Annotated in this window: 10 protein-coding genes; 2 read left to right on the forward strand and 8 right to left on the reverse strand. The window is 54.5% G+C overall.

Annotation, left to right across the window (positions count from 1 at the left end; all coding sequences use genetic code 11):
• Window positions 1–28: 28 nt before the first annotated feature.
• The 4 genes from ACYVH9_RS10090 to ACYVH9_RS10105 form a co-directional block, all read right to left on the reverse strand.
• Window positions 29–913, reverse strand: coding sequence for a sugar phosphate isomerase/epimerase family protein (locus ACYVH9_RS10090; protein ID WP_460636185.1), 885 nt, complete (start codon window positions 911–913; stop codon window positions 29–31).
• Window positions 914–992: 79 nt separating this feature from the next.
• Entirely contained in the window at window positions 993–1,769 is a 777-nt protein-coding gene (locus tag ACYVH9_RS10095; RefSeq protein ID WP_460636186.1) for an SDR family NAD(P)-dependent oxidoreductase, read from the reverse strand.
• Between the two features lie 104 nt (window positions 1,770–1,873).
• A complete protein-coding gene (locus ACYVH9_RS10100) occupies window positions 1,874–2,899 on the reverse strand; it encodes a zinc-binding dehydrogenase (RefSeq protein WP_460636187.1) in 1,026 nt (341 codons plus the stop codon).
• A 63-nt stretch (window positions 2,900–2,962) separates the two neighbouring features.
• The gene (locus ACYVH9_RS10105) at window positions 2,963–3,667 is read right to left on the reverse strand and encodes an orotidine 5'-phosphate decarboxylase / HUMPS family protein (RefSeq protein WP_460636188.1); all 705 of its coding nucleotides are present in this window, start codon (window positions 3,665–3,667) and stop codon (window positions 2,963–2,965) included.
• A 215-nt stretch (window positions 3,668–3,882) separates the two neighbouring features.
• On the opposite strand from ACYVH9_RS10105, the gene ACYVH9_RS10110 reads away from it, so the two are divergent.
• Both ACYVH9_RS10110 and ACYVH9_RS10115 read left to right on the forward strand, forming a co-directional pair.
• Window positions 3,883–4,707 carry an HpcH/HpaI aldolase family protein gene (locus ACYVH9_RS10110; protein ID WP_460636189.1) on the forward strand — a complete coding sequence of 275 codons (825 nt, stop codon included), beginning with the start codon at window positions 3,883–3,885 and terminating at the stop codon, window positions 4,705–4,707.
• A gap of 56 nt (window positions 4,708–4,763) precedes the next feature.
• A complete protein-coding gene (locus tag ACYVH9_RS10115) occupies window positions 4,764–5,744 on the forward strand; it encodes a Gfo/Idh/MocA family protein (RefSeq protein ID WP_460636190.1) in 981 nt (326 codons plus the stop codon).
• 70 nt (window positions 5,745–5,814) lie between these two features.
• Here ACYVH9_RS10115 and ACYVH9_RS10120 read toward each other — a convergent pair whose 3' ends face one another.
• The 4 genes from ACYVH9_RS10120 to ACYVH9_RS10135 all read right to left on the reverse strand — a co-directional run bounded on the left by ACYVH9_RS10120 (window position 5,815) and on the right by ACYVH9_RS10135 (window position 13,349).
• Window positions 5,815–7,254, reverse strand: a complete 1,440-nt coding sequence (locus ACYVH9_RS10120) for an APC family permease (RefSeq protein ID WP_460636191.1) — start codon at window positions 7,252–7,254, stop codon at window positions 5,815–5,817.
• Between the two features lie 126 nt (window positions 7,255–7,380).
• Entirely contained in the window at window positions 7,381–8,940 is a 1,560-nt protein-coding gene (locus ACYVH9_RS10125) for a calcineurin-like phosphoesterase C-terminal domain-containing protein (protein ID WP_460636192.1), read from the reverse strand.
• A 40-nt stretch (window positions 8,941–8,980) separates the two neighbouring features.
• Entirely contained in the window at window positions 8,981–11,404 is a 2,424-nt protein-coding gene (locus ACYVH9_RS10130; protein ID WP_460636193.1) for a hypothetical protein, read from the reverse strand.
• 70 nt (window positions 11,405–11,474) lie between these two features.
• A complete protein-coding gene (locus tag ACYVH9_RS10135; RefSeq protein WP_460636194.1) occupies window positions 11,475–13,349 on the reverse strand; it encodes a hypothetical protein in 1,875 nt (624 codons plus the stop codon).
• Between the last annotated feature and the right edge of the window lie 7 nt (window positions 13,350–13,356).

Below are 13,356 nucleotides of genomic sequence, written 5' to 3' on the forward strand. Positions count from 1 at the left end.
GATACTAAAACTGACGGGTCAAACCGCATCAAGGCCAATACTGGGCCATTTTCCGGCGGAGAAACGCCACGCTTCGTTCCAGTTGGTCCATGCCGTCAACACCATCTTCGATGCTAATCCAGCTGTCGAAACCAACGCCTTTCAGGATGGTGAAAATGGCGTCGTAGTCATTCAGGCCTTTGCCAATTTCACCGTGGCTAAGCCGTTTGGCGTACCCAACCGCACCGCCTTCTTCCTTGCGTAAGTCCTCAATGGTTCCCGATAGCAGGTAGCGATCGCTGGCGTGCATGGTTACTACGCGGTTGGCCACCCGCTTCAGCAGATCCAGCGGTTCTTCACCCGCCAGAAACGTGTTGCTGGGATCGTAATTGACACCAAAGTTGGGGTCGTGAATCTGGTCAACCAGCTGGCAGAAGACATCCATTTTCTGCGCAAACTCGGGATATTCCCAGAAGTCGTCTTTGTAGTGGTTCTCGATGATCAGCGTAATGCCGTGTTCACGGGCGTACGGCAAGCAGGCTTCAATCGAATCGGCGGCCAGTTTGACACCTTCGTCGATGCTCAGTTCGGGCCGACGCTGGCCCGACAGGACGCGGCAGTAAGAGCCTCCCAGCGCGTAGGTCATGTCAATCCAGCGTTTCTGTTTAGCAATCTCATTGGCCCGAAAGGCCGGGTCCGGGTGGGTGAAGTCCGGTGAACAGCACATCATCGGTATTACTTTGCCGTGGCTCTCTACCTGCTGGCGAAACCGGGCCCAGTTGGACTCGTCGGCCATTTCGAGGAAACCGGCGTACCATTCCAGCCCGTCGATATCGAGCTTCACGGCCAGTTCAATCCATTCAGAAACCGTCATGGTGCCGTCTTTGCAGAGGGCCTGCATGAACGCTTTGGGAAAAGCAGCTAATTTGGGCATTCGTTGTTTTTTCAGTTTGGGGTTTACAGTTTACGGTTTTCGGTGCGTCATCCCCGGCGGGGAGCCTCCCTGAAAGCCGTCAATTTTTGGGTGGGTTCCGACCAATCAGCGGGTATTGTTCCAGATCGACAATCTGCCCACTCACCGGCCCGCTTTCGTCGGCGAGCCAGTAAATAGCCGCGGCCGCAATTTCTGCGGGCCACAAAATCCGGCCTGCCGGTGCAAAAACGGGTGATACATCCTTATACCAATCGGCCGGCAAGCCCTGCTCGTGTTTGCGCCGGGCTTCGTTTTCGGTAATCACCCAGCCTGGATTGATCTGGTTGACTCGGACTCCGTTTTCCCGGTGTAAGGTGTCGCCAAGGTTACGGGTTAGCGTCATCAAAGCGCCTTTCGAAACGCTGTAAGCCATCAAATCCGGTTCGCCACTCCAGCCGTTCACCGACCCGATATTCAGAACACTGCCCCGGTTTTGGGTCAGGTGTGGCAGGGCGGCTTTGATGAGGGCGAAAGGAGCGAGGGTATTCACTTCGAGCATCCGTCGAAAAAAGGACAGATCCGTTGTTTGCAGGTTGGACGAAATGACCAGGGCCGCGTTATTCACCACGGCGTCCAGCCGCCCGAAAGCTTGCAGCGCCCGATCGACCAACCGCTCGGCGACACCTTCGGTGGCTAGGTCCTCAATATGCAGTACGGCCTGGGAGTCGCCCAGTTCCTGCACCACTTCCTCGCCCAGTTCGGGTTCCAGGCCGTGAATAACCACCCGGGCACCCTCCGCCACACAGCGCTTGGCAATGGCTTTACCGATACCCGTGCAGCTCCCGGTAACAATAATAACTTTCTGGTCTAGACGCATAATTGAAAAAGACACGGGCGAAAAGACACGAGAATAAGACGGCAGATAAAACATTTAAAACACCATCTTTGCGCTCGTGTCTCTTCGCTATCCTTTCGAAAAAACTATACCGGTTTCAAGACACTTTTGATGACCTCGCCGTGGTGCATTTTCTCGAAGGCTTCGTGCCATTCGGTTACGGGCCAAACCCCCCCAATGATGGGTTTGACGTCGAGCTGACCGCTGGCCAGCAACGCCAGAACGCGCTCCCAGATCGGCCAGTTGTGACTGAAGCTTCCCTGCAGCGTTACGTTTTTCTGCACCAGTGCATCGAGCGAAAAGCCCAGCGGTTGTGGTCCCCAGCCTACTTTGGTAATTCGGCCGTTGGGGCGTACCAGCTGGAGAGCAATTTTAAGGGTAATGCTGGCTCCGGCGGCATCGATAATGCAATCGGCACCCAAACCGTCGCGCTTTTTAGCCCACTCCGTTGCGTCGCCGATGATGGCCTCACAACCGTATTGCTGGGCAATGGCCAGCCGATGACGGTCGGCTTCCAGACCAACGACGGCGACTTCGGCTCCGCAGAGCCGGGCCACGGCTGCGCACAGAATACCGATGGTGCCCGGACCAAGGACAATCACGCGGTCGCCGGGTTTGATCCGGCTGTTTTCAACCACGGAATTATACGCCACACAGCAGGGTTCGGTCAGGCAGGCCTGCTCAAACGCCAGATCGCCCGGAACCTGGTGCAGGCACCGCGCCGGAACGCTCACAAACCGGGTCATTGCGCCATTGACACCGTAGCCAAACCCTTTGCGGTTCGGGTCGAGGTTATACAATCCCTGGCGCGTCATGGGGCTATTGGGGTCGATCACAGCCGCGGTTTCGCTCACGACGCGGTCGCCTTCCTTCCAGCCTTTGACCCGGCTGCCCAGTTCAACAATATGGCCACCAAACTCATGACCGAGCACGACGGGGTAATTAACGGGCCAGCTATGATCGGCGGTCCATTGGTGGAGGTCACTGCCACAAACACCAACGTTGGCAACTTCCAGCAAAACATCGTCCTCGCCGATGGACGGTTTTGGAATTTCACGAATTTCAACCGAGCCCTTTTCGGGGGCAAAGTTGACAACAGCAGCAGACTTCATTGCGTACGTTTATGGTATAAAAGGCCAGGGCCGTTCAGAGTCCCTGGTGCAGGTTGTTCAGGCTTAGTTTCCAACGGCTACATCACCGTAGGCGTGAATTTTTTCGCAAATCATGCGTAAAGACGTTTCCAGGTTGCCATCGGCGGTTTTGAAGGCATCAGCGTCGATGGTCAGCGGAGCGCCGAGCACCACCAGCGGAGCACCAAATTCCGGGCAGCGAATGGCCTGCTCCAGCGTAAGGCCCCCAACGGCCTGCACCGGGACCTTCACGGCCTGTACCACTTCCCGGAGCTGATCCAGCGGGCTGGGCATCCGGTGGCCCTGGGCGGCAATGCCCCGGCGTTCGTCGTAACCAATGTGGTGAATCACAAAGTCGCACCCCAGGTCTTCGAGCCATTTCGCCCCCTCGACCATATCCGGGCACCCCAGGTTGTCGCCCATAACCTGAGCGCCAAAATCCCGCCCGGCTTTTACGACGCATTTGATGGTTTCGGCATGAGCCCGGGCCATCACAACAACGTGGGTGGCACCCGCCTTCGCCATCATTTCGGCTTCGAGATAACCGCCATCCATCGTTTTCAGGTCAGCAACAATGGGAATGTTGGGAAATGCCTCGCGTAATTTTCGGACGCCGTGTAAACCTTCGGCCAGAATCAGGGGAGTGCCGGCTTCCAGCCAGTCTACACCAGCCCGCAGGGCCATGGCAGCCGTTTCGAGGGCTTCATCTATGTTCGTCAGATCAAGGGAAATTTGGACAATCGGTTTCATTAATGACGGGGATAATTGATTAATGGGACGTTTGGTTGTGGTTGAGTGTTGAAAACTTGAGCGTCTTTTTCTCGTATGGTTTACTGTTTTTTTTGAAAACAGGCCATCATTTCTATAAATAATTCCTTCTAAAATAGTCGGAATTAGAGGAATCGTAGTATGATGAGAATGAGCGGTGAAACCGGTAGGCGAACTCGCGTTAACTTCTGAAAAAAATGGCAACTGCATCGAATTCAACGTTACTCCAGAAACTGAGGGAGGGACAAAATGTGTATGGGACCTGCATTACGTCGACCGCGCCTATGTGGCCGGTGACCTTGCAGCGTGCCGGTCTGGATTTCGTTTTTTTAGACACGGAACACATTCCGCTGGATCGTGCTGAACTGGCCCGTTTGTGTCAGATTTTCCGGGCGTACCAGATCACGCCGATTGTGCGCATTCCGAAGCCCGACCCGTTTCTGGCCTGTCAGGTAATCGATGGTGGGGCCGTAGGCGTCATTGCACCGTACCTTGAGTCGACCGACGAGGTGCTCGGCCTGGTTGGAGCTACCAAATACCGTCCGCTGAAAGGCGAGCGTCTGAACCAGTACTTAAGCGGGAAAGTACCCATGCCCGACGATCTGCGGCAGTACCTCGAAACCCACAATGCCGGTAACATCTGCATTGCTAACATCGAAAGTGTTCCGGCGCTGGAACGCCTGGACGACCTGCTTTCGGTACCCGGGCTGGATGCGGTATTCATCGGTCCCCACGATTTGTCGGTTAGCCTGGGGGTGCCTGAGCAATACGATCATCCGGAATTCAAAGCGGCTGTTCGGAAAATTATTCACACTACCCGCGCCAAGGGGCTTTCGGTGGGAATCCACTTTTCGCTGTCGCCTGAGCGGCAGATTGAGTGGGTGAAAGAGGGCGTAAATATCATTGTTCACAGCTTTGATCTGGCCCTGTTTGGCCAGCGACTACGATCCGACATTAGTACCATCAAAGCCGCCGTTGGCGACCAATCGGCAGCAGATGATGCGTCGTCGCCAGTAGTTTAGAAAGAGTTAACGACCCGGTTGATCAAAGGGTAACATTCTTCTGCTAACTTGCACGTATGGATCAAATCAGATGGGGAATTATTGGTTGCGGAAATGTAACCGAAGTCAAAAGCGGCCCGGCTTTTAATAAAGTGCCCAATTCAACGTTGGTAGCGGTTATGCGCCGGGATGGCGAACTGGCGGCTGATTACGCCCTGCGCCACGGTGTTCCGAAATGGTACGACGATGCCGAAGCGTTGCTTCAGGACCCGGACGTCAACGCCATTTACGTGGCTACTCCGCCGGATTCGCACGCCGATTACGCCATTCGGGCCATGCGCCTGGGCAAACCGGTCTATGTTGAAAAACCGATGGCCCGGAATGCCGCCGAGTGCGAAGCGATGAATCAGGTTAGCCGCGAAACCGGTGTGCCTCTGTTTGTGGCGTATTACCGGCGTTCGCTGGATTATTTTCTGAAAGTGAAGGAGCTGATTGACCAGCGTGTTATTGGCGATATCCGGTTTGTGGATATTCATCTGTACTATCAGCCGTACGTTGAAGAGGTTGGTGAGCAGGCCAAACCACGCTGGCGGGTGTTTCCGGACATTTCGGGCGGAGGGCATTTCCACGATCTGGCTTCTCATCAATTCGATTTTCTGGAATATGCGTTGGGGCCCATCAAAACCGCCAGCGGGATAGCTCGCAACCAGGCCGGTTTGTACCAGGCCGACGATATGGTGGTTGCCAACTTTGAGTTTGAGTCCGGCGTTCTGGGATTGGGGAGCTGGTGTTATACCGTCAACAAGGAGCAGCGTATCGACGAAGCTTATCTGGTTGGTTCACTGGGTAAAATCACCTTTTCGTTCTTCGAGAAATTCGACATTAAAGTGGAAACCGCAAGCGGCACAGAAAGCTACCACATTCCGTATCCGCAACACGTACAGCAGCCCATCATTGAGGAAATTGTGAAGGCGTTGCGGGGCGAAGGCTCATCTCCAAGTACTGGCGAAACCGGTGCCCGATCGAATTTGATTCTGGACTGGATAACGGGGCGGTGAGTTTTAAAGAAGCTGTTTCGCGGAGATGAGCAGCTGTTCCGTGTGCCTCCGCGAAACAGCTTCTAAAGCGTTATTCTACTTCCGCCTTTCGACCTTTCGACAAATAGTAAAGCGGTAAGCCGATCAACACAATGATCAGGCCCGGCCAGGTAAAATTAGGCTTGTAAACGATCAGTAGGCCGCAGAAACTCAGCCCCATCAGGATGTACAAGGCGGGCAGAAACGGATAACCGAACGCTTTGTAAGGACGTTCCAGATTCGGACGTTTGGCGCGAAGGACGAAAATTCCGGCGATGGTCAGCACATAAAAGAGCACCACAACGAACGAAATCATATCAAGCAAATCACCGTAACGACCGCTCAGGCAGAGAATTGAAGCCATGATGCATTGGATCCAGAGGGCAAATTCGGGCACAGCGTGTCGGTTTAGCTGGGCGGTGCGTTTAAAGAATAAACCGTCTTTGGCCATCGTATAATAAACCCGGGCACCCGCCAGAATCAAGCCGTTATTGCAGCCGAAGGTTGATACCATGATCATAAAGGCAATGAGTCCCGTACCAATTTGGCCGAAAATGGTCTGGGCAGCAACCACGGCAACCCGGTCCTTCTCGGCGGTGGCAATTTCGGTCAACGGTAGTATGGAAACATACATCACATTGGCCATCACGTAAATAACCGTGACAATGACGGTGCCCAGAAACAGGCTTAAACCAATGTTGCGTTTCGGATTGACAATTTCGCCGGCGATAAACGTAACACTGTTCCAGGCATCGCTGCTAAAAATGGAACCAACCATTGCTGCGGCAATAGCGCCCATCGCTGCGGCCATCGAGTAGGACTCAAACGAACCGTCGGGCAGTAGTTTTTGCAGGCTCCAGGCATTGGTCCAGTTCGCTTCCCAAACGTCTGGTTTCGCCATCACCAGTCCCAAAACCACCAGGCCAAACAGGCTCAGAAGTTTAGCGGTTGTGATAACGGTCTGGAGCACTTTTCCACCCTTGACGCCCTTGGTGTTGATATACGTCAGGAAAATAATCAGCCCGATGGACAGCAGCTGGGCGGGGGAGAGTTTGAAAGAACCGATGCTGAACAAGACCAGGTCTTCGCTGACCTGCGGAATGAAATACGCCGTAAACTTGGCAAAAGCAACGCCCACGGCGGCAATTGTACCGGTTTGAATGACCGCAAACAGACTCCAGCCATACAGAAACGCAACGAGGGAGTTGTAGGCTTCTTTCAGGTAAACATACTGCCCACCTGCTTTCGGATACATCCCGCTGAGCTCGCCGTAGCTGAGGGCCGCCGTCAGGGTCATGACGCCGGTAATGAGCCAGACCAGCAGAAGCCAGCCCGTTGAGCCGACGTTGCGGATGATGTCGGCGCTGACAATGAAAATGCCGGAACCAATCATGCTGCCCACCACGAGCAGGGTTGCATCCACCAAGTTAACCTCCCGTTTCATACTGGCCGATTCAGCCATTTCACCTTGATTGGTTGTGGACTCAGCCATGCTTTTGCTCATTGTCGGTACAGGTTTCGGATGGGAGAAGATGGATAAACGGTGAACGTTACCGTTGGTGTCTTGCAAAGCTCCGAAAATACGCAAAAAAGTCAGCATTCAAACAGGTGATCCCATTCATCGCACCCGGAAAATCCGGCTGGCTGCGTAGACCTGCCCAAATTGATCGGTGGTACGGATGGTGATTCGGTGGGTTCCCGGGGGGAGGTTTTTTGGCATGACGCCCCGCCAGATGTGGCGAGAAACTTCGGGCTCGTCCATTTTCCAGCCGAATACAGTTTCGAGTTTCGTGCCGCCGACCGTGGCGTCGAGGTACGTTCCCAACTGATGCATAGCCGCAACGGCGGGGTCGCCCGACGGTTTGAGGGTCAGTGGGAGCCAGCCAGTTTGTCCCGGAATCTGCATCTCCACCGTTGAGCGGGCCGAACCTGCAAAAACATTGACGCTCACCTGCGTGGTGTCCCAGGCGGCCCGGGGCTGTTCGTCCGGGAGGTAAATATTCATTTGATAGTCAGCGGGTCGGCGGGCAGCCTTGAACCGGATCTTGTAGTGATTTCCGTTGAAGGTCAGCACGGAATACCCGTTGGGAGCGCCGTCGTTCATGGTAGCGTGCGGAATGCCCAGTTCGTCTTTCAAGCCCACCCACCAACTGCCACAAACCGTCGCATTAATGAAATGGTGATGCGGTCTGGCCCCGTTCCAGCCCCAGCTCTCATCCGCAAAAACGTGCGCCATCGTGTGCGTATGGCCCGAAACCGAGAATGTATGAGGACGTTCTTTAAGGAGCTGAAACAGTGCCTTGCGGTTGTCGCAGATGACCAGCGGAGCGTGCATGACGAGCACCACCAATTTGTGTTCGGGTACGTGTGTCAGGTAGTTACGGACAAACTCCAACTGGGAATCGACAAAGTGGGCCTTGTACTTGCCGTCGGGGGTAAAGTAGATGTTTTTCAGGACAATAAAAGCAACCTGGCCATACTCGAATGCGTAAGAACTCGGTCCGTAAAATCGTTCGAAGGTTTCATCACTGAACCGGTCATCGGTGGCACCCCGGTTAAAATCGTGGTTGCCGAACGTATTGTACCACGGAATGCCGATCTGCGCCACCCCGGCGTTGACTTCCGCAAACAGATTGGGATCGTCGGCCACAATATCCCCGAGCGTGATTCCGAAGCGGGCCGAGGTGCCGATGCACTCTTCCACGACATCGTGCATGACGTAATTGACCTCCGTAAGTCCCCGGGCCTGTGGGTCGCCGAACAGCAGAACCGAGAACTCTTTCGCTTCAGTTTGGGCATGAAGCGGAAAGTCGATGGAACGGGGCAGCGGCCCGGTGGGCGCAACGCCCTCCGTTCGAGTCGTGGGCGATCCCGTGGGTTTGTGCAGGTAGTAATGGTGCGGAAGCTGATCGGCATTGACCGGCACTTGGTAGCCTGCGGGTTTGATGACAAAGAATCCGGTATCGTCGTTGACCGGTAGTGTCCATCTTCCTGCTCTATCCGTAACCGTGACGTCGCGTCCGTTCGACACGCAGATGCTCGCCAGACCCGGTTCGTTTTTATCCCGGATACGGTTATGGTTCAGGTCATTGAAAACCGTGCCCGAAGCCGTGCTCTGGGCGTAGGAGAACGGGGTAGTGCTAAACGACAGCAGGAGCAGCAGAACAAGCTTCAGCATACCAAATCTGTAAGCCGGAAAATACCGACGGGTTAGAAATTTATTTTCGAATCAGCCAGATTTCGGTTACCTGTGAGCCGCGTTCCCCTTCTCCGCAGGTCCAGATGAAGGTGATTTTGCCATCGGCGGATGCGGCCCGGGGAACGTCAAATTCGTAGATGGGTTGCTCACCGGTTTTAATAAAATCGTGAACCACGGAACCATCATCGGTTGTGAGTTTCATGCGGGAACGAAACCGACCGGTATACGCGATCCGCATCCGGTAGGAAGCCGTCGGGTCCAGCTCGTTGTAGGCGATTTTGAGCGGCTGGTCGTACAGGGTTTTGGCCTGTTTCATCCAGACCCGCGGGGTGATCTGTCCTTTAAAACCCGTGGCTTTGATCTCATCCACCCATTCAACACCGACCAGCCCGACGCCAAAACCGATTCGTGGAGAGCGTAGGCTACCGGGGTCTTTTTCCCAACTTTCGCCCGGAACCACGCGGTACCAGCTTTCGGGGGCGCCTAAATGGTCGTAAAAACCGCCGGGGCCGGGATTGGTACGGTTGAGCAGCTCCTTAATTTTGGCAGACCGTTCTTTTTCGTCCGTCAGCTTCTCAATTTTGGCGAGCTGGTCCATCAGCCAGGGCGAATCGTTGAGTGGAATGTCGATGTTGTCGATGAAATTTCCCCGGCCCGGCATGGCACCGTGTTTTTCCATCGTCAACTGCGCACCGATGCTTTTAAACAGGGAATCGGCCAGCGCAAAACACCTGGCGCGGTATTCGGGCCAGATTGGTGTTTTCCAGGCTTTTTCCAGCAGTTCATTCGTCTGCCGAATGGCTACCAGCGAGCCTTTCTGTTGGTATTGAGCCAGTGCGTCGCGGGCCTGTTGCTCGAGTTCGCTTTCGTACAACAAGCGACGCTGGATGTAGGCATCGTAATAGGCACGAATCAGGCCCATCTGAAAACGGGGATTTTGCAAAACCGGCAGAGACGCCTGTTTCTCCATCGCCTGCCACTGCATCAGTGACTGCGAAATTGCCTGATTGGTCAGCAGGCTGCCGCGCCAGTTCTGTTCCAGCGAAATAAGCCCCTGAGCAACAGATTCGGTGTGGTCCGGCCCAATGAACAGCCGGGCGTAATCCCGCAGCGTTTCAATCACCGGTTTTTCGGGATTCCAGTCCTGATCGCTCCAGACGAACTTATTCACGTCGTCGTTGGTACCTTCCGAGTAGCTGATGCTACCGATCCCGAATTCGTCGAGGGCATTGTGAATGGCTTTTTCGTCGTGCGGGCGCGGGTTGATGCTTTCCCGTCCGGAGGTCATCGACCAGGCCAGATCCCAGTGCGGAACCGGGTACTGAGAGCTGTAGTTGTGCGTGATGTCGGGGTAATGCCGGATGGGAATTGACGGTTTGATGATCTTACGAATTTCCTGAACGGGCATCTTTACCCACGGCCCGAAAACCACCCCCCCAAACCACGGATACTCCTTGTTGACGTGTTTGTAAAAAGCGTCGAACCACGCCTGGGTAGGGCGGAAAACCTGCGGAGAAACCCAGATTTTGGCTTTGGGGTGGTATTTCTGCAGCACCTGAGCTTCCTTTTCGAGCCACGCAAATAGCACATCGGGTTCGAGGTCGCCAGGGTCGCCACCCGGTACAAACACCGCATCCAGCTTCGGAACGGTGGCAAACACCTCATGCCGTTCTTTCAACTCCCGTTGGATGGAGTCAGGATGCGAGTAATCCTTCCCTAAGTTTGGATACCACATCCAGACGTCTAAACCGTATTCCTGGCAGATGCGCGACTGTTCACCGATCATCTTGATGGCGGGCAGTTTCATGTGTCGGCTGGTGAAATCGTCGTCCGTGCGCGGAGGCAGGATTTCAATGCTATTGGCTCCAAACAACGCCAGGTCCCGAATATACTGATCGAATTGCGCGACCGTGAACGCATCGTAGGCGTTGGTTTTCGGACGGTAGCCCAGTTGGTGGCCACGAACCGGGTACCGTGGACTCGACGCAACGGAAATCGGTGACGGCAGTGTAACAGAACCGGGTCGCATTTCGGTTTTTCGTAGCAATTGTCCAACACCGTATAACAGACCACGAGCATCCTTTCCGACAATAAAAACCGTTTTGTCGTTTTCCTGCACCAGTAGTTTGAATCCTTCGTTTCGAATCGTTGGTAACGCATTCAACGCGGTTCGGGATTTCTCGGAAAGGGAAGAGAGGTCATTTTCCAGCAAAACCGCAATAACGGGTTGGCCAGCAGCCGGAAGTTTCTTCGCGCGTGGCAGCCGAATCTGGCTGCGTTTTTCAACTTCCTGCTGTAGAATGTCGAGACTACGGCGTATCACGCCCTTGTCTTTTATCGGACAAAAAATCTGAGCTTTGGATAAGTCAATCGGATCGGCGTGGAGCTGTTGGGAAGTGGTTCCCAGACAAACCGACAGTACAATGAGAAAGATGAAACGCATAATTTTCAGAAGGGTTAGGAAATGTAATCAAGGTTGATGCGGACCACCGATAGCTCGACAGCCGCATCCGTTAGCGAATCGGGTTGATGCGCACATCATCCACGTAAAATACGGCATTCGGCACGGGCTCATCGGCGCCCGGCAGGGGAGGGCCGGGTTCTTCATTGGGTGTTTTTCGGTTGGGTAAATCCCGGTATGGCCCCGTCCGGATCGACAACCGTTCGATGGATTTCACCGCTTCGGCCAGGGCTGCTTTTTCTAGCACGGATTTTCCGTCGATGCTTAAATCGTAGCTGCCGTTCAGGCTGGCATTGACGCGAAAGCCCAGCTCGTACCATTGCCCGGAACGGAAGGGTTGAATCACTTTCTCCTGATTGCCATTCACGATAACAATGTTGCCTTTTTCGTCAAACCGCAATCGAACCGGGCGGTTGCCGTACCGATCCGTCAGGTCAATTTCCAGTGTACCCGTATTGTTCTGAGCGGCCCGTATTTTTAGCTTTGCTTCGATGCGGCTGCCTTCTTCGAATACCCGAATAGCGCGGGCGTAGTCGTACGGGTCTCTGTCGGATAATTCGAGGCATTTTCCGGTTCCGGCGGGTGCGTTGACCAGGGTGATCGGTGCCCACTTGGGGGCGTAAATATTCCAGTCAGTAACGCCACCGTTCAGTGGCAACGCATCAAAATTATCGGTCACCGCCCCTTTGACCGTATACCGAATCGGCGTCGGAATCCGGCTAATCCAGATGTCTTCTTTGTTCATGCTGTAGGTGAGCCATAGGTCATTGCCGGGCGGGTTGCCATTGCCTTCTTCGATGCCCCGCACGTAACACGGCCCAAAGTCTTTCCAGCGACCGAAAAACCGTCGGGGTGGTACTTCACCCTGAACAATCAGCATGTTATCGTATAGAATACCGTCGTCGCCGGTAACCACAACCAGCGGAAAACGGTGTTCGTCCATCTCAATCGGATTATAGCTGATGGCATACCGGCCATCGTCCGTTCGTTGCCCCCACTGCTTGCCACCGGCCATGACAAAGGTCGGAACTTTGGTGGGTTTGGAGAATGTCAACCCGTTGTCGGAAGACAGCGCACTGTGCGAACGTTTCCACAGCGCCACCACTTTTCCGTCTTTGCGGTGGTAGTAGGAAAGAGCTTCCCGGGCTTCTTTATGGTTATAAAAACCGTCTAGACCCCGGTCTTCGTCCCACCACTGAAACGTCATTAGTTTGTCGGATAATAGGGACTTGCAGGCTTCGATAAACCCGGCATCCGGCGATTTCGTATAAAAAGGGTAACTCGTGTTGGTTTCGTTCCAGCGAACACCGTTAATGGTGGCATGGCTGGTATAACGAATGAAGTAAATCGGGCCGTAAGAACCGTCTTTGTAAGCCTCCCGCACCACGCGCCCGATGCCGCCCTCCTTGAACGGATCTTCCGCATGGCCGTAAAACGCCAGCACGAGCAGCCGTCCGTTCGGGGCCACGTAGAACCCCATGCGCTGGTGCATCATATAACCGTTGGAACTGTCCGGAATCTGGACGCCCGCGGGCGGCACGTAGGGCGGGAAAACAACCGCCGGTTTGGACCATTGCCGCCCGTCCTTCGAGGTAGTAATCAGGGTTTGTCCCGGTGCAATGTGCTCGTCGATGGGGTTGCTGAGGTATTGCTGGTAAAAGGTATTGTTCCAGTGACAAAGGTTGGAGGCATGGTTGTAAGTCCAGCCGTGGTCGTCGGCCAGTTCTGGATGCGTACGGTTTACCCGGACGGTTTGTCGGCTTTCAACGCCTACCGCGTAGCGGAGCCGACCCTCGTGCACATTCGGATCAACGGTTTCACCTCCTACATACCGGATTGGCTCGGTTGGGCTACCGGTTTGGGCAAAAGCGGTGGGGGCGGTTAGGGCAATGAGCAGGCTACAGAAAGCAGAATTCGGAAATTTCATAGTGGGG

The sequence above is a fragment of the Larkinella harenae genome (assembly GCF_054780515.1).

What these genes read in the sequence shown, in the direction of transcription:
- ACYVH9_RS10090 (WP_460636185.1), bottom strand. Translation starts at nt 913, where the DNA reads ATGCCCAAATTAGCTGCTTTTCCCAAAGCGTTCATGCAGGCCCTCTGC.
- ACYVH9_RS10095 (WP_460636186.1), bottom strand. Translation starts at nt 1,769, where the DNA reads ATGCGTCTAGACCAGAAAGTTATTATTGTTACCGGGAGCTGCACGGGT.
- ACYVH9_RS10100 (WP_460636187.1), bottom strand. Translation starts at nt 2,899, where the DNA reads ATGAAGTCTGCTGCTGTTGTCAACTTTGCCCCCGAAAAGGGCTCGGTT.
- ACYVH9_RS10105 (WP_460636188.1), bottom strand. Translation starts at nt 3,667, where the DNA reads ATGAAACCGATTGTCCAAATTTCCCTTGATCTGACGAACATAGATGAA.
- ACYVH9_RS10110 (WP_460636189.1), top strand. Translation starts at nt 3,883, where the DNA reads ATGGCAACTGCATCGAATTCAACGTTACTCCAGAAACTGAGGGAGGGA.
- ACYVH9_RS10115 (WP_460636190.1), top strand. Translation starts at nt 4,764, where the DNA reads ATGGATCAAATCAGATGGGGAATTATTGGTTGCGGAAATGTAACCGAA.
- ACYVH9_RS10120 (WP_460636191.1), bottom strand. Translation starts at nt 7,254, where the DNA reads ATGGCTGAGTCCACAACCAATCAAGGTGAAATGGCTGAATCGGCCAGT.
- ACYVH9_RS10125 (WP_460636192.1), bottom strand. Translation starts at nt 8,940, where the DNA reads ATGCTGAAGCTTGTTCTGCTGCTCCTGCTGTCGTTTAGCACTACCCCG.
- ACYVH9_RS10130 (WP_460636193.1), bottom strand. Translation starts at nt 11,404, where the DNA reads ATGCGTTTCATCTTTCTCATTGTACTGTCGGTTTGTCTGGGAACCACT.
- ACYVH9_RS10135 (WP_460636194.1), bottom strand. Translation starts at nt 13,349, where the DNA reads ATGAAATTTCCGAATTCTGCTTTCTGTAGCCTGCTCATTGCCCTAACC.